This is a genomic window from Nonomuraea sp. NPDC004702 (assembly GCF_053601695.1).
In genome coordinates this window covers 101,610-117,248 of record NZ_JBSGCE010000031.1, presented here as the reverse complement: position 1 = coordinate 117,248, position 15,639 = coordinate 101,610, and the positions used below count along the sequence as shown (strand labels likewise).

Below are 15,639 nucleotides of genomic sequence, written 5' to 3'. Positions count from 1 at the left end.
CACGGAAGGGTTGGGGCCATGAACGACGTGCTTGTTGGACGAGCCCTGGCCAAGCGGTTCGGGCAGACGGTCGCCCTGGGCGGCGTGGACATCACGGTACGGGCGGGAGAGGCCGTGGCCATCATGGGCCCGAGCGGTTCCGGCAAGTCGACCCTCCTCCACTGCCTGGCCGGGATCATGAAGCCGGACGACGGCGAGGTCCACCTGCTGGGCCAGCGCATCGACGCCATGGGCGAGCGCCAGCGCAGCGCCCTGCGCCGCACCCGCTTCGGCTTCGTCTTCCAGTTCGGCCAGCTCCTGCCGGAGCTGCCCGCCGAGGAGAACGTGGCGCTCCCGCTCATGCTGGGCGGCGTGCCGCGCGCCCAGGCCGTACGGCAGGCCCGCGAGTGGTTCCCGCTGCTCGGCCTGCACCAGATGGAGACCCGGCGGCCCGGCGAGCTGTCCGGCGGCCAGGCCCAGCGCGTGGCCATCGCCAGGGCGCTGGTGAGCAAGCCGGCCGTGGTCTTCGCCGACGAGCCGACCGGCGCGCTCGACCAGCAGACCGGCCAGGACACCATGCGCCTGCTCACCGAGGCGACCAGGCACAACGGGGCCTGCCTGATCGTCGTCACGCACGACCCCAACGTGGCCGCCTGGTGCGACCGCACGGTCGAGGTCCGCGACGGCCGCCTGCTCGCCCACGGGGTGACCGCGTGAACCTCGACCTGACCTGGCGGCTGCTCAAGGGCGGCGGCCGCAGGGGCATGCTGGGCACCTGGCTCACCTTCGGCGCGGTCGCGGTGGCCACGGCGCTGCTGCTGTTCGCCGTCGCCGCGAACGTCGCCTTCGGCGCCAGGGCCGACCGCAGCGCCTGGCGCAACCCCGTGGCGGCGGCCCAGAAGGACGCGGTGGCCGTCGAGGCCTCCCGCTTCGACTACGTGGACGGCAGGACGATCACCGTCGTCGACCTGGCCGCGCTCAAGCCGGGGGCGCCCGCCCCGCCCGGCATGCCGCGCTTCCCGGCCCCCGGCGAGGTGTGGCTGTCGCCCGCCCTGTCCGAGCTGGCCGCCGAGTTGCCCGCCGACCGGCTGGCCAAGCGCTACCCGGCGCCGAAGGGCGTGCTCGGCGACGAGGCGCTGGTCCAGCCCGAGGAGCTGGTCGCGGTGGTCGGCCACGCACCGGACGCGCCCGCGATGACCGCCGAGCGCAGCGACGACTGGATCCTCGGCAAGCCGCCGGTCAAGGTCGCGACCCTGGCGGGCACGCCCAGCGAGGACGCCGAGGCGTACCAGGTGCTGGCGCTGATCGCCAGCGTGCTCATGGTGGTGCCGCTGCTGGTGTTCGGCGGCGCGGCGGCCAGGCTCACCGTCGCCCGGCGCGACCAGCGGCTGGCCGCGCTCAGGCTGATCGGCGCGACGCCGGGCCAGGTGGTCGGCATGACGGTGGCCGAGGCCGTGCTGGTCGCCTTCGCCGGGGCCCTGGCCGGGGCCGTCGCGTTCGGGGCGGCCGTGCCGCTGCTGGCGCGCATCCCGATCCAGGGCGGCACCTGGTTCGTCGCCGACCTGTTCCCGAACCTGCTGATCCTGGCCGGCGTGCTGGTCGCGGTGCCGCTGCTGGTGGGGCTGTCGGCGGTGGTCGGGCTGCGCCGGGTCGTGGTCAGCCCGCTCGGCGTGGCCAAGCGGGAGACGCCGCCCGGCATGCGGTTCGTCCGCGTGCTCGCGCTGCTCGCGGTGCTGGCCGTGTTCCCGCTGCTCACCAGGGGGACCAGCGTGGCGATCGTGGCCGTGGCGCTCGGGCTGGCGTTCCTGTGCCTGAACCTGGCCGGGCCGTGGGTGGTCGGCCTCATCGGCAAGGTCGCGGCCGGGACCGCGCGCCGGCCCGCGCGGCTGCTGGCGGCCCGCAGGCTGGTGGACGATCCGCGCTCGGCCTGGCGGACCGTCAGCGGCGTGGCACTGACCGGCTTCGTGGCCGGGTTCCTCGGCCTGCTCAGCCCCGGCGCGTTCGGCGGGGACGCCGGGCCCGCCCAGCTCAGCGTCGTGGCGCCGGTGGGGGAGACGGCGAAGGTGGCCGACCAGGCCCGCGACCGGCTCGCGCGGGCGGGCATCACGGCCACGGTGAAGACCGTCAAGCACACCGTGGTCGCGGCGCTCGGCAGCGGCGCCGACGACGTCGTGGTGGACCGGGCGCGCACCGCGCTGAGCGACCTCGTGCCGGGGCGCACCCCGACGACGAAGGCCGACGACCAGCGCTTCGGCCTGCAGATCCTGGCCGACGTGCGGGTGGGCACGATCGTGGTGCTGTCGGTGTCGTTCCTGGTGGCGATCGCCAGCGCGGGCATCACCGCGGCCTCGTCGGTGCTGGACCGGCGGCAGACGTACGCGCTGCTGCGGCTGGCGGGCACGCCCCTGGAGGTCCTGGACCGGGCCCGGCGGGCCGAGACGCTGATCCCGATGGCCGTGATGGGCGGCGGCGCGATCCTGGTGGGCGCGTTCTGCGCGATGCCGTTCATGATCGGCGGAGTGAGCACGAGCGGCGTGGTCACGCTGCTGGTCTGCGTGGGCGCCGGCTTCGCGGGCGTGATCGGCGCGGGCGCGCTGAGCAGGCCGCTGCTGCGCTCGGTGACCGAAGACCCGGCGCCCCGGCCGGACTGACCGCCCGGCCGGGCGGTCAGTCCGGCGCGGATCAGCCGAGCACGAGGTCGCGGACCGTGCGCAGCGACTGCTCGTCGCGCGGTCCCATCACCAGCAGGCTGGTGACCGGGCTCTTGTGCCACAGTTCGAGCCGTTCCCTGATCCGGCCGGGCGGGCCGACGAGCGAGATGCCGTCGGCCAGCTCGTCGGGGATCGCCCGGAACGCCTCGTCCTTGCGGCCGGCCAGGTAGAGCGCCTGGATGTGCTCGGCCGCCGCGGCGAAGCCCATGCGGCCGATGATGTCGGCGTGGAAGTTGCGCTGCTTGGCGCCCATGCCGCCGATGTAGAGCGTGAGCATCATCTTGACGCCGTCGAGGGCGGCCCTGACGTCGTCGGAGATGACGACCATCACCATGGCGGCGATCTCGAAGCCGGGGTCGCGGCCCGCCAGCGCGTCGCCGTACATCTCCTCGATCTTGCCGGGGAAGGCGAACAGCGGCAGCCAGCCCTGCGCGACCTCGGCGGCCAGGGCGACGTTCTTCGGGCCCTCCGCGCCGAGGTAGACGGGGATGTCGCGGCGCAGCGGGTGGGTGATGAGCTTGAGCGGCTTGCCCAGGCCGCCCGCCAGGGGCAGCGGGTAGTGGTCGCCGTCGCTGGTCACGGGCTCCTCGCGGCGCCACACGCGGCGCATGATCTCGACGTACTCGCGGGTCCTGGCCAGGGGCCTGGCGAACGGCTGCCCGTACCAGCCCTCCACGACCTGCGGGCCGGAGGCGCCGATGCCGAGCAGCAGCCGGCCGCCGGTCAGATGGTCGAGCGTCATCGCGGTCATCGCGGTCGTGACCGGCGGGCGGGCTGAGATCTGCGCCACCGACGTGCCCAGCTTGATCCGGCTCGTACGCGCCCCGTACCAGGCCAGCGGGGTGAACACGTCGCTGCCGTACGCCTCGGCGGTCCACACCGAGTCGTAGCCGAGTCGTTCGGCGGCCAGGACGGTCTCCGTGGCGTCGTCGGCGTCGCGCTGCCAGTAACCGAGGTTCAGGCCGAGCTTCATACGCACCTCCGGAATAAAGTTCCATTACCGAGGCCGCAGTGTCAATGCGTGATCTCCCGGGGAGATCAGACATTGTGCTCAAGAGTCTCTGCCGTCTCTTCTGCCTGCTGCTCCTGCTGTCGCCGGCGGCCGAGCCGACGATGGCCGTGAGCGCCTCGCGGCCGAACATCGTGTTCGTGATGGCCGACGACCTGGAGAGCGGCACGCTGTCCTACTTCCCTGCCATCAACTCGGAGCTGGTGGCGAAGGGCACCTCCTTCAGCCGGTTCTTCGTGACGAACTCCTGGTGCTGCCCCTCGCGCACGTCGATCCTGCGCTCCCAGTACGTCCACAGCCATGGCGTCCTGACCAACACCGCCCCCGAAGGGGGGTTCGACCGCTTCCACTCCCTCGATCTGGAACGTTCCACGATCGGCACGTGGATGCAGCAGGCCGGCTACCGCACCGCGCTGATGGGCAAGTTCCTCAACCACTATCCCGGCGCCACCGCCGACGCCGCCTACGTGCCGCCCGGCTGGGACGAATGGGACGTCCCGGTCCGCAAGCTCTACGAGGAGTACGGCTACCGCCTCAACGAGAACGGCGACCTGTACGACTACGGCTGGTCGGAGGAGGACTACCTGTCCGACGTGCTGGCCGACAAGGCCCGCGACTTCATCACCGCCGCCGACGAGCCGTTCTTCCTCTACCTGACGCCCATCGGCCCGCACAACCCGGCCAACCCGGCGGTCCGGCACGTCGCCGACCTCCCCGAGGTCACCGCGCCGCGCACGCCGTCGTTCAACCAGGCCGACGTGAGCAAGGAGCCGCTGTGGCTGCGCTCCCTGCCCTCGCTGACGCAGGAGGACATCGACCGGGTCGACGAGCGCCACCGCAGGCGGCTGCGGTCGATGCTCGGCGTGGACGACCTGGTCCGGTCGGTGATCGAGGCGCTGCAGGCATCTGGCAAGCTCGACAACACCTACATCATCTTCACCTCCGACAACGGCTTCCATCTCGGCACACATCGGCTTCCCCAGGGCAAGACGACGCCGTTCGAGGAGGCGATCAAGGTTCCGTTCGTGGTGCGCGGGCCGGGGATCCGGGCGGGGGCCGCGATCGGGCAGCTCGGCGCGACCGTCGACATCGCGCCGACGATCGCCGAGCTGGGCGGGGCCGCCGTGCCGGCGTTCAGCGAGGGGCGCTCGCTGGTGCCGCTGCTGCGCGGCAGCCCGCCCGCCCAGTGGCGCAAGAACGTGCTGGTCGAGTTCAACAGGCCGGTCAACCGGTCGTCGGGGGCCCAGACCCCGGTGCCCTCCTACCAGGCGCTGCGCACCGAGCGTTACACCTACGTCAGGTACGACACGGGGGAGCGGCAGCTCTACGACCTGGCGGCCGACCCGTACCAGCTCGACAACCTCGCGGCCACCGCCGACCCGGCGCTGCTGGCCGGCCTCGACGCCCGGCTCCAGGCGATGCGGGCCTGCTCGGGGGCGGGGTGCCGGGAGGCCGACGCGCGTCAGTGACCGGGGAACAGGGCGGGGTAGGCGTGCGCCAGGTGATCGGTCACCGCCCGCTGGGCCTCCTCCGGGTCGCCCGCCGCGATGGCCGCGCGGATGCGCTCATGGTCGGCGCGCAGCACGGACGGGTCGCCGAGGCGTTCGACCGCTTCGATGGCGTTCCTGCGCATCGCGTCCCGGAGTGAGCGCATGATGGCGGCGATGAGCCGGTTGCCCGAGGCGTCCGCGATCGCGCAGTGGAAGGCGGTGTCGTGCTCCACGAACTCCTCGGCCGTGGCCGCCCGGTCCATGCTCTCGATCGCGGCGGCCAGCTCCGCCGTGCCGGCTCGGGTGGCCGCCGCGTGCGCGGCCGACCAGCGTTCGATCATCAGCCGGGCGTCCACGACCTCGCGCTGCTCCAGGGTGGCCAGGCCGAGGTTGAGCCGGAGCAGGTCGGTGAGCGCCGTGTCGGGCCGCGAGGTCAGCACGGCTCCCGCGTCCGGACCCCGTCCCACCTGCGAGGACACCACACCCAGGGTCTCCAGGACGCGCAGCGCCTCCCGCACGGACGAGCGGCCGACGCCCAGTTGCTCGGCGAGCTGGCGTTCGCCGGGCAGCCGGTCGCCCACGGTCAGGCCGTCCTCGGCGATGCGCCGTTCGATCTGGGCGAGCACGTCCTCGAACGCCCGTGTGCGTTTCACCGATGCCTCCCCGGTGCTGGCCCGGAACTGTGTGGTTAGGTATGGTCTGACCATACAGTGGTCGGACCATTCGTTGGGAGAGTCGTGCGAGTCGCCCTGTTCATCACGTGCGTGAACGACACGCTCTTCCCGGGCACCGGCAAGGCCGTCGTGTCGCTGCTGCGCAGGCTGGGCTGCGACGTGGACTTCCCCGTCGCCCAGACGTGCTGCGGGCAGATGCACGTCAACACCGGTTACCGGGCGGAGGGCGTGCGGCTGGCCAGGAAGTTCACCGAGGTGTTCGCCGGGTACGACGCCGTCGTGGCGCCGTCCGGGTCGTGCGCGGCCATGGTGCGCGAGCAGTACCCGAAGCTGGTGCGGCCGGGCAGCAGGGGCGCGGCGGCCGTGGCCGAGGTCGTGCCCAAGGTGTACGAGCTGAGCGAGTTCCTGCTGGACGTCCTGAAAGTCGACGACGTTGGCGCATATTTCCCGCACCGGGTGACATATCACCCGACGTGCCATTCGCTGCGCGGGCTGCACCTGGGCGACCGGCCCACCCGGCTGCTGCGGAAGGTCCGAGGTCTGGAGCTCGTGCCGCTGCCCGGCGCGGAGGAGTGCTGCGGCTTCGGCGGCACGTTCGCGGTCAAGAACCCGGCGGTGTCGGCCGCCATGGGGGCCGACAAGGTGCGCGGCATCCTCGACACGGGCGCCGAGGTGATCTGCGCGGCCGACAACTCGTGCCTGATGCACATCGGCGGCACCCTGAGCCGGCAGAAGACGGGGGTCAGGACGATGCACCTGGCGGAGATCCTCGCAGCCACGGAGGAGACCCGATGAGCGCGACATTCCTCGGCATGCCCGGAAATTTCCCGAAAAATGCGGCGAAGGCCGTGGAGGACTCGCAACTGCGGTTCAACCTCCGGAAAGCCACGCACACCATTCGCGGCAAGCGCGCCGGCGTCGTCGGCGAGCTGCCCGACTGGGCCGAGCTGCGCGCGGCCGGCAAGGCCGTCAAGGACCACACGCTCCGCCACCTCGACCGCTACCTGCTCCAGCTGGAGGACGCCGTCCGGCGGGCGGGCGGCACCGTCCACTGGGCCAGGGACGCCGAGGAGGCCAACCGCATCGTCGGCGACCTGGTCGCGGCCACCGGCGAGACCGAGGTGGTCAAGGTCAAGTCGATGGCCACCCAGGAGATCGGGCTCAACGAGGCGCTGGCCCGGCGCGGCATCACCGCGTACGAGACGGACCTGGCCGAGCTGATCGTGCAGCTCGGGGACGACTTCCCCAGCCACATCCTGGTCCCCGCGATCCACCGCAACCGCTCGGAGATCCGCGAGATCTTCCTCGACCGCATGCCCGGCGTGCCCGACGGCCTCACCGACGAGCCGCCCGCCCTGGCCGAGGCCGCCCGGCTCCACCTGCGCGAACGTTTTCTCCGGAGCAAGGTCGCCGTCTCCGGGGCGAACTTCATGATCGCCGAGACCGGCACGCTGGTCGTGCTGGAGTCGGAGGGCAACGGCCGCATGTGCCTGACCCTCCCCGAGACGCTCATCAGCGTCGTCGGCATCGAGAAGCTCCTGCCGACCTGGCGGGATCTGGAGGTCTTCCTCCAGCTTCTTCCGCGCAGCTCCACAGGTGAGCGGATGAATCCGTACACCAGCACGTGGACCGGCGCCACCGAGGGCCAGGACTTCCACCTGGTGCTGCTCGACAACGGCCGCACCGACGTGCTCGCCGACGAGGTGGGCCGCCAGGCGCTGCGCTGCATCCGCTGCTCGGCCTGCCTGAACGTGTGCCCGGTCTACGAACGCGCGGGCGGCCACGCGTACGGCTCGGTCTACCCCGGGCCGATCGGGGCCATCCTCACCCCGCAGCTCAGGGGCATGTCCTCGGACCTGGACGCCTCGTTGCCGTTCGCCTCCAGCCTGTGCGGGGCCTGCCTGGAGGTCTGCCCGGTGGCCATCGACATCCCCGAGGTGCTGGTGGACCTGCGGGCCAGGGCGCCGCACGCGGCGGCCGAGCGCGCGGGCATGAAGGCCGCCGGCTGGGTGCTGGACGACCAGGCCCGGCTGGCCAGGGCGCAGCGGCTGGCCGCCCGGCTGCGCAGGCTGGTGCCCAGGCGGCGGTTGCCCGGCCCGCTGGCGGCCTGGACCGACACCCGGGACGTGCCCGACATCCCGGAAGAATCCTTCAGAGACTGGTGGGAGCGGAACGATGGGCGCGCGTGAGGAGATCCTGGCCAAGGTCAGGAAGGCGGTCGCGGACGCGCCCGAGACGGAGGTCGCCCGGCACTACCGCACCCGCCCCGACGTGGACGACGTGGTGGGCCTGTTCGCCGAGCGGGTGCGCGACTACCGGGCCGTCGTGCACGTGCTGCCCGACGCGGACGTGCCCGGCAAGCTGGCCGAGCTGGCCGCCGGCCGCCGCGTGATCGTCCCGGACGGCTTCGCCTGGGCGGCCCCGAGCAGCCCGGACGCCGGGACCGACCGGCGCTGGGACACCCTCGACGCCGCCGACGGCGTGATCACCGCCTGCGCGGTGGCCATAGCCGAGACCGGGACCATCGTCCTCGACCACGGGCCCGGCCAGGGCGCCAGGGCGCAGACACTGATCCCCGACCACCACGTGTGCGTGGTGCGCGCCGACCAGATCGTGGCGGGCGTGCCCGAGGCGGTGGCCAGGCTCGACCCGGCCCGCCCGCTCACCTGGATCAGCGGCCCGTCGGCGACCAGCGACATCGAGCTGAACCGGGTCGAGGGCGTGCACGGCCCCCGGACCCTCGAAGTGATCATCAGCACCTGAGCGCCGGCGCCGCGCGGCGGATCGCCGGCACCCGGCACCGCGGCGACGGCGCGGGTCGTCAGTACCTGAGCACGGCCGCCACGTCCTGCACGTCGTCGGTGAACCACAGTTCGGCGTCCGTCATGGCGGCGGCCCTGACCACGGCCGAGTCCGCGCGCTCCTCGACGGGCTGCTCGACGCCCCAGCGCCGCAGCTCGCCCTGGTCGGTGGAGAGCTGGGTGCCGCCCTCGCCGGTCCACACGGTCCGGTCGAGCTGGGCGGGCATGAGCACCGCGTGCACCCTGCCCTCGCGCAGGGCGTGCGCGACCTGGGACAGGCCGGCCGGGCCCGAGGACTCGCGGTGGCGGTCGAGCAGCTCGGCGCGGCGGCGTTCGAGCCAGTCGTCCAGCGCGCGCTCGACGTCGGCCTCGAACTGGCCGTGGTCGGAGCGGCTGCCGTGCTCGACCATCATCACCCGGTCGGCGGACTTGGTGCTGAGGTGTTGCAGCAGGTAGGAGCGTGACTTCGGCTCGCCGGCCACGATGATCAGCTCGGCGCCGATCCTGCGCACCTGTTCGTCGATCTCGCGGGCGACGGCGACCGCGTTCTTCTCCCACGTCTCCTCGGCGCCCCGCTCGTACCGCTTCTGCGACCAGCCGCCCTGGGCGGTCTTCTGCAGCGGCCAGTCGGCCGCCGCCACGGTGGTCGTGCGCGGCGCGCCGCCGCCGAACACCGACAGCTCGGCCCCGGCGTGGTCCACGATGACGCGCAGGTGCGGCACGTTCTCGCCGCGCTGCCTCAGCATCGGCGTGACGTGCGGCAGCGGCGACACGGTCGCCATCTCGTACGGCGCCCGCGCCAGCGGCTCGGCCAGCACCACCGCGCCGTGCGTGGCGAACAGCGCCTGGCCGGGTGACGGCCGGTTGGCGGCCACCTCCAGGGCGTCGATGGTCTCGGGGTCGGTCCCGTCGAGCTGGTCACGGACGCTGTGCCAGTGCGTCTCCCGCTGCGGCTCGGTGAGCGCGCCCAGATAGACCGACGCGTACGGGCCCCGCCGCTCGTACAGCGGCCTGATGAAGTCGAGACGCACAGGTCACCACCTCCGCTCTTCGATGCCGAGGCCGAGCGCCTTGGCCACGTCGGCGATGTTCACAAAACGGCGGTCGGGAAGGGATCGCACCATGTCGGCCACCTGGTCGGGGGCGTCCACGTCCTCGGCGTGCTGGAGCAGGTCGTCCTTGGAGGCGGGCCAAGGGGTGTCGCTGAGCCATTTGGCCAGGTCGCTGCGGATGTCGACGCCGCGCTGGGTGATGCCTTGGGGGGTGCCGGGCTCGTGTCCCGGGGGGTACGACTGCCCTGACTCCTCGCCGGGCCCGGGCATGGACTCGGTCTCCTTCCACTCCTCGGCGTGCGTGCTGCCGCCGCCGCGGACCATGCCCTCGGTCTCGTGCTTCTGCTGATCGTCCAGGCGCGGACCGTGCTTGTCGCTCCCACGTTCCATAGTTCCCTCACTCCTCTCGAATCGGCCCCTACCCCCGCTTTCGTGGGCAAACATCGTGAGTGTGTAGGGTGCGCACGTGTTCGATCCCGATGCGCGCATCGCCGCCGGACGGCTCCTGCTCCGGCCGTTCGACCCCCGTGACGCCGCCCGCGTGCGGTCGGTGGTGGAGACGGTGGAGCCCGGCGACCGTTTCCTCCCGCCGGGCGCGCCCGTCCACGCCTCCGGCGTCGGCCAGTGGCTCGCGCACGGCGTGCACGAGCTGTACCGCTCGCAGCAGGGCCTGCACCTGGCCATGACCGAGGCCGACGACCGCATCGTGGGCGCCATCAGCCTGTTCAGGACGTCGTGGACGGCAGGCACCACCGAGGTCGGCTACGGCGTCCACCCGACGTACCGGGGCCGCGGCTACGCCACCGAGGCCGTGCGCGCCCTGACCTCCTGGGTGTTCGCCACCACCGCCCTGCGCAGGGTGGACCTCACCGCGAACCTGGACAACCCGGCCTCCCTGCGCGTCGCGCTGAAAGCCGGCTTCACCTGGGAGGGCGTGCTGCGCGCCGCCGTGCTGGAGGAGGACGGCCCGCACGACCTGGTCGTCCTCGGCCTGCTGCGCGAGGACTCCGGCGAGCCCGCGCCCGCCCTGCCGAAGACCGAGCTGCGCACGCCCCGGCTGCTGCTGCGGCAGCCCGTCCCCGCCGACGTGCCCGGCCTGGCCGCCACCGGCGCCGACCCGCTCACCCAGGCCAGGACCGGCGTCCCGCGCGGCTACAGCGAGGAGCACGCCCGCGCGTTCGTCGACCTCTGCGAACGGATGCGGATGCGGGGCGCGGGCATCGCGTTCACCGTGGAGGAGTTCACCACCACCCGTTACGTGGCCAACGTGGACCTCAGGGACCTCGACTGGCGCAACCGTACGGCCGAGGTCGGCTACATGACCGCGCCCTGGGCCCGCGGCCGGGGCTACGCGGGCGAGGCCGTGACCGCGATCGCCCGCTGGCTGTTCGAGCGCCACGGCTTCCGCCGGCTGCAACTGCGGGCCGCGGTGTCGAACCCGGCCTCGCAACGCGTGGCGGAGAAGGCCGGCTTCACCCGCGAGGGCGTGGCCCGCGCCGCGCTCGACGGCGAGGACCTGGTCGTCTACAGCCTGGTCCCGTCCGACCTCGCCTGAGGGCACAGCGGACTGGCCTGGCCGGCCCATGGTGAAACCCGGCCGGAACCGTCACCCTGGGGATGAGGACGGTGAGGCTGAATGATCACGGTTGTCGGCTGGGACGGGATCGAGCTGCCGGCCGGGGCCGCGGGCAGGCTGCGTGAGGCGGAGCTCGTCGTGGGCCCCGCCGCCATTCTCGGCCGGCTCGGGGTCGACGGACGCGCCGCCGACGACGGCGACGTGCTCCAGGCCCTCGACGGCCATCTCGGGCCGGACCGGGGCCCGGCCGTCGTGGTCGCCGAGGGCGATCCCGGCTTCTTCGGAGTCGTCCGCACCTTACGGGCGCACGGCCTGCGGCCGGACGTCCTGCCGGCCACCTCGCTGATCAGCCGCGCCTTCGCCTGCGCCGGGCTCAACTGGGAGGACGCCCTCGTCGTCGCCCCCTCCGGCCCCGGCCGGCTCGCCCGCGTGGTGAACGCCTGCCGCGCCCATCCCAAGGTCGCGCTGCTCGTCGCGCCCGGCGTCGGCCCCGCCGAGATCGCCAGGGAGCTGGCGCCGACCACGCCGCGCGCCCTGATCGTCTGCGAGGACCTGGGCGGCCCGGGACAGCGCGTCACGCACAGCCGCATGGGCGAGGCCACCACCCGGCCGTGGAAGGACCCCGACGTGGTCCTCGTCATCGACCCGCTGCACCGGCCCGGGCAGCCGGGCTGGGTGGCCGGGGCGCAACCCGGCCCGGCGGAGTGGGCGCTGCCGTGGGACAGCGGGCTGCCCGCCGAGGTGCGGGCGTTCGTCCTGGCCAAGCTGGGTCCCCGGCTCGGCGACCTGGTCTGGGACGTCGGCGCGGGGGAGGGTGAGATCGCCGTCGAGTGCGCCAGGCTGGGCGCGGCCGTGGTGGCGGTCGAACGCGACGAGTCCGCCTGCGCGCGGCTGCGTGCCAACGTGCTGGCCCACGGCGTCAAGGTCGCCCTGACCAGGGGGCACGCGCCCGCCGCGCTCGAACCGCTGCCCGACCCCGACGCCGTCTTCGTCGGCGGTGGCGGTGACGACGTGGTCGCGGCGTGCGCCGCCCGCGGCCCCCGCGCGCTGGTGTGCGCGCTCGGCACGGCCGAGCGGGCGGTGGCCGTGCTGGAGCTGCTGCGCGAGCTCGGCTACCGTGGCGAGGGCACGCGGATCCAGGCGTCCGCGCTGACGCCCGGCGCCGGCGGTTCCCACCGTCTGACCGCGGCGGATGCCGTCTTCGTCGTGCACGCCAGGCCCGCGCACGCAGCGTGACCTGTCCCCCACGGGCACGTATCGGTTATCCTCGCGTGACTTTGTCTACGCACCGGAGATCCCTCAATGAAGCCGCCGCTCCTGCTGATCGGGCAGGGCTCGAACGATGACGCCTACGCCGCGGAGTTCGGCAGGTTCGTCCACCGGCTGCGCTGCCGCCTCGACCACACGGCCGTCGACGTCTCCGGCGGCTATCTGGAACGCGCCACGCCGCGCCTGAGCGACTCCGTGGCGTCCCTGATGGCGCGCGGCCACCACCGTCTCGTCGCGCTGCCGCTCAGTCTCAGCAAGGTGGATGCGGAGTTCCCCGCCGCGATGGCGCTCGAACAGCAGCGCCACCCCACCCTCATGTACGACTACGGCCGCCCCCTCGGCCCCGACCCGCGCGTGCTGGCGCTGCTGGCCGACCGGCTCGGCGAGGCCGCCGCCGAGATGGCCAGGCCACGCCCCCTGGAACTGGTCGGCGCCCGGCCCCGGCTGCGCGCCGTCGACACCCCGATCCTCGACGACGTCCCCGGCCAGGTCGAGCCGGGTGAGACGGCGGTCGTGCTGGTCGGCGAGGGCTCGACCGACGCCGCCGCCAACGCCGAGGTCCACCGGGTGTCGCGGCTGTTCTGGGAGACGCACGCCTACGACTACATGACCGTCGAGACCGCGTTCGTCTCGGTGACGCCGCCCGGCGTGCCCGGCGGGCTCGAACGCTGCCGCCGGCTGGGCGCCAAGCGGGTGATCGTGGTGCCGTACCTGCTGTTCGCGGGCGGCCTGCTGGAGCGCGTGTGGGCCCAGGCCCTGGCGTACGGCGCGGGCCACCCCGACCTCGACATCCGCTGCGCCGAGGTGATCGGCGACTGCGAGACGCTGGCCGACGTCGTGATCGACCGGTACGAGGAAGCGCTCCAACTCGTCCACTGACGCTCCAGCTCGTCCATCAAGTGTCATCAAGTGGAGGTGTCCGTGCTCGCCGAGACCCTGGCGGCCATCCGTCCCGCCGACCCCGAGGCGCTCGCCGAGGCCCGCGCCCACCAGGACCGGCTCACCAAGCCGCGCGGCGCGCTCGGGGCCCTGGAGGAGGTGGCCGTACGCCTGGCGGGCGCGTCCGGCGTCTGCCCGCCGCCCATGCCCGCGCCGGCCGCCCTGGCCATCTTCGCGGCCGACCACGGCGTGCACGCGCGCGGCGTCAGCCCGTGGCCGCAGGAGGTCACGACGCAGATGGTCGCCAACTTCCTGGCCGGCGGCGCGGTCGCCAACGCCTTCGCCGCCCAGGTGGGCGCGTCCGTGACGGTGGTGGACGTCGGCGTCGCCACCGACCTGCCCGACGCCCCCGACCTGGTCAAGCGCAAGGTCGCGTACGGCACCGCCGACCTGTCGCGCGGCCCCGCCATGAGCGTCGACCAGGCCGTCAGGGCTCTGGAGGCGGGCATCGCCGTCGCGCAGGAGCTGATCGACGGGGGCGCCCGCTGCCTGATCACCGGCGACATGGGCATCGCCAACACCACCGCCTCGGCCGCGCTGATCTCGGTGTTCACCGGCAAGGACCCGGCCGAGGTGACCGGCAGGGGCACCGGCATCGACGACGCGACCTACGACCACAAGGTCGAGGTCGTCCGTGAGGCGCTGCGGGTGAACGGCCTGCCCGGCGGCACCGGGCCGAGCGACGCCCTGCGCGCGCTGGCCGCCGTGGGCGGCTTCGAGCACGCGGCCATCGCGGGGTTCGTGCTGTGCGGCGCGGCGAACCGGGTGCCGGTGATCCTCGACGGCGTCATCGCCGGCTCGGCCGCCCTGGTCGCCGCCGCCCTCGACCCCCACGTCAGCGGCCACTGCGTGGCCGGCCACCGCTCGGCCGAGCCCGGCCACGCCGCCGCGCTCGACCATCTCGGGCTGCGCCCGCTGGTGGACCTGGAGCTGCGGCTCGGCGAGGGCACCGGCGGCCTGCTCGCTCACCCGCTGGTGTGCGCGGCCGTACGGGTGATGCACGAGGTGGCGACGTTCGACTCGGCGGGGGTCACGGAAAAGCCCGTGTGATGATGGGGGACACTCGAAACAGCACGTGAGGTGAGCAGTGTCCCGGTACGGTCCCATGTTCGGCCCTGACATCACGTTCCTCGGCGTGGACCGCTGCGACGTCGCGGACCCGGCCGGCTACGCCGGCGCCGACGTGGTGATCATCGGTGCGCCCTTCGACGGGGGCACCTCCAACCGGCCGGGCGCCAGGTTCGGGCCGATGGCGCTGCGCCAGACCTGCTACCTGCCGCACAACGGGTCCCGTCCGAGCCTGGCCCTTCGCGTCGACGCCCTGCGCGACCTGCGGGTGCTCGACGCGGGCGACGTCGAGTGCTACTCCGGCGACGTCGAGGGCTCGCTGGCCGCCATCGAGGACGCGGTGCACCGGATCGCCTCCTCAGGGGCGGTGCCGGTGGTGCTCGGCGGCGACCACACCGTCGCGCTGCCGGACGCGCGGGGCACCGCCAGGGCGTACGAGCCGGGCCGCACCTCGATGATCCACTTCGACGCGCACGCCGACACCGGCGACATCGAGTTCGGCCACCTGCACGGGCACGGCCAGCCGATGCGGCGGCTCATCGAGTCCGGCGCCATCCGGGGCGACCGGTTCCTGCAGATCGGGCTGCGCGGCTACTGGCCCGAGCCCGAGACGCTCGACTGGATGGCGGCGCAGCGCATGCGCTCGTACGAGATGACCGAGATCGTGACGCGCGGGCTGGAGGAGTGCCTGACGGAGTCGTTCGGGATCGCGCTCGACGAGTGCGACCAGGTCTTCCTGTCGGTGGACATCGACGTCTGCGACCCCGGGCACGCCCCCGGCACCGGCACGCCCGAGCCCGGCGGCCTGTCGGCCAGGCAGCTCCTCGACGCCGTGCGCCGGATCTGCTACGAACTGCCCGTGGCCGGGATGGAGGTGGTCGAGGTCTCGCCGCCGTACGACCACGCCGACATCACCGCGTTCCTCGGGAACCGCGTTATTCTTGAGGCACTCTCGGCCATGGCCAGACGCCGCAAAGACGCTCAGGGCGGGCCACGCTGGGACCCGTCGCAGCCTCTTCTTGACGGCCGTTGAGCCATGCGCAGCGAACGACGCACGGTGAGCCGGTAGGT

At 73.3% G+C, this 15,639-nt stretch carries 15 protein-coding genes; 11 read left to right on the top strand and 4 right to left on the bottom strand.

Annotated elements, in window-relative coordinates; genetic code table 11:
• Positions 1-18: 18 nt before the first annotated feature.
• Together ACWEJ6_RS32375 and ACWEJ6_RS32370 are read left to right on the top strand one after the other, a co-directional pair.
• The gene (locus ACWEJ6_RS32375; RefSeq protein ID WP_352323488.1) at positions 19-696 is read left to right on the top strand and encodes an ABC transporter ATP-binding protein; all 678 of its coding nucleotides are present in this window, start codon (positions 19-21) and stop codon (positions 694-696) included.
• Positions 693-2,630, top strand: coding sequence for an FtsX-like permease family protein (locus ACWEJ6_RS32370; RefSeq protein ID WP_452428723.1), 1,938 nt, complete (start codon positions 693-695; stop codon positions 2,628-2,630). The genes ACWEJ6_RS32375 and ACWEJ6_RS32370 overlap by 4 nt, the downstream gene beginning before the upstream one ends.
• Positions 2,631-2,661: 31 nt before the next feature.
• Here the strand turns inward: ACWEJ6_RS32370 and ACWEJ6_RS32365 are convergent, their stop codons facing one another.
• Positions 2,662-3,663, bottom strand: a complete 1,002-nt coding sequence (locus tag ACWEJ6_RS32365) for an LLM class F420-dependent oxidoreductase (protein ID WP_452428721.1) — start codon at positions 3,661-3,663, stop codon at positions 2,662-2,664.
• Between the two features lie 74 nt (positions 3,664-3,737).
• On the opposite strand from ACWEJ6_RS32365, the gene ACWEJ6_RS32360 reads away from it, so the two are divergent.
• The gene (locus ACWEJ6_RS32360; RefSeq protein WP_452428719.1) at positions 3,738-5,168 is read left to right on the top strand and encodes a sulfatase family protein; all 1,431 of its coding nucleotides are present in this window, start codon (positions 3,738-3,740) and stop codon (positions 5,166-5,168) included.
• On the opposite strand, the gene ACWEJ6_RS32355 is transcribed toward ACWEJ6_RS32360, so the two are convergent.
• Positions 5,162-5,842, bottom strand: coding sequence for a FadR/GntR family transcriptional regulator (locus ACWEJ6_RS32355; RefSeq protein ID WP_452428717.1), 681 nt, complete (start codon positions 5,840-5,842; stop codon positions 5,162-5,164). The genes ACWEJ6_RS32360 and ACWEJ6_RS32355 overlap by 7 nt on opposite strands.
• 84 nt (positions 5,843-5,926) lie before the next feature.
• On the opposite strand from ACWEJ6_RS32355, the gene ACWEJ6_RS32350 reads away from it, so the two are divergent.
• From ACWEJ6_RS32350 to ACWEJ6_RS32340, 3 genes are read left to right on the top strand one after another with little or no spacing between them, the layout of a single operon-like run.
• Complete coding sequence (locus ACWEJ6_RS32350; protein WP_352322455.1) at positions 5,927-6,658, top strand: (Fe-S)-binding protein; 732 nt, start codon at positions 5,927-5,929, stop codon at positions 6,656-6,658.
• Complete coding sequence (locus ACWEJ6_RS32345; RefSeq protein ID WP_452428715.1) at positions 6,655-8,052, top strand: lactate utilization protein B; 1,398 nt, start codon at positions 6,655-6,657, stop codon at positions 8,050-8,052. The genes ACWEJ6_RS32350 and ACWEJ6_RS32345 overlap by 4 nt, the downstream gene beginning before the upstream one ends.
• Positions 8,039-8,626 carry a LutC/YkgG family protein gene (locus ACWEJ6_RS32340; protein WP_449925111.1) on the top strand — a complete coding sequence of 196 codons (588 nt, stop codon included), beginning with the start codon at positions 8,039-8,041 and terminating at the stop codon, positions 8,624-8,626. The genes ACWEJ6_RS32345 and ACWEJ6_RS32340 overlap by 14 nt, the downstream gene beginning before the upstream one ends.
• A 58-nt stretch (positions 8,627-8,684) precedes the next feature.
• Here the strand turns inward: ACWEJ6_RS32340 and ACWEJ6_RS32335 are convergent, their stop codons facing one another.
• Both ACWEJ6_RS32335 and ACWEJ6_RS32330 read right to left on the bottom strand, forming a co-directional pair.
• The gene (locus ACWEJ6_RS32335; protein WP_387678927.1) at positions 8,685-9,695 is read right to left on the bottom strand and encodes a baeRF2 domain-containing protein; all 1,011 of its coding nucleotides are present in this window, start codon (positions 9,693-9,695) and stop codon (positions 8,685-8,687) included.
• Between the two features lie 3 nt (positions 9,696-9,698).
• Positions 9,699-10,106 (bottom strand): DUF2795 domain-containing protein, encoded by a 408-nt coding sequence (locus ACWEJ6_RS32330; RefSeq protein WP_358294801.1) that lies wholly within the window; start codon positions 10,104-10,106, stop codon positions 9,699-9,701.
• Positions 10,107-10,182: 76 nt separating this feature from the next.
• Here ACWEJ6_RS32330 and ACWEJ6_RS32325 point away from each other — a divergent pair, with 76 nt between their 5' ends.
• The 5 genes from ACWEJ6_RS32325 (at position 10,183) to speB (ending at position 15,601) form a co-directional block, all read left to right on the top strand.
• Complete coding sequence (locus ACWEJ6_RS32325; protein ID WP_452428712.1) at positions 10,183-11,271, top strand: GNAT family N-acetyltransferase; 1,089 nt, start codon at positions 10,183-10,185, stop codon at positions 11,269-11,271.
• Positions 11,272-11,352: 81 nt separating this feature from the next.
• Complete coding sequence (locus ACWEJ6_RS32320) at positions 11,353-12,528, top strand: bifunctional cobalt-precorrin-7 (C(5))-methyltransferase/cobalt-precorrin-6B (C(15))-methyltransferase (RefSeq protein WP_452428710.1); 1,176 nt, start codon at positions 11,353-11,355, stop codon at positions 12,526-12,528.
• A gap of 66 nt (positions 12,529-12,594) precedes the next feature.
• Positions 12,595-13,440: a sirohydrochlorin chelatase gene (locus ACWEJ6_RS32315; protein WP_452428708.1), complete on the top strand. Its 846-nt coding sequence runs from the start codon at positions 12,595-12,597 to the stop codon at positions 13,438-13,440.
• A 42-nt stretch (positions 13,441-13,482) separates the two neighbouring features.
• Positions 13,483-14,550, top strand: a complete 1,068-nt coding sequence (gene cobT / locus ACWEJ6_RS32310; RefSeq protein ID WP_452428706.1) for a nicotinate-nucleotide--dimethylbenzimidazole phosphoribosyltransferase — start codon at positions 13,483-13,485, stop codon at positions 14,548-14,550.
• A gap of 55 nt (positions 14,551-14,605) precedes the next feature.
• Positions 14,606-15,601 carry an agmatinase gene (speB, locus tag ACWEJ6_RS32305; protein WP_352360597.1) on the top strand — a complete coding sequence of 332 codons (996 nt, stop codon included), beginning with the start codon at positions 14,606-14,608 and terminating at the stop codon, positions 15,599-15,601.
• Positions 15,602-15,639: the final 38 nt, after the last annotated feature.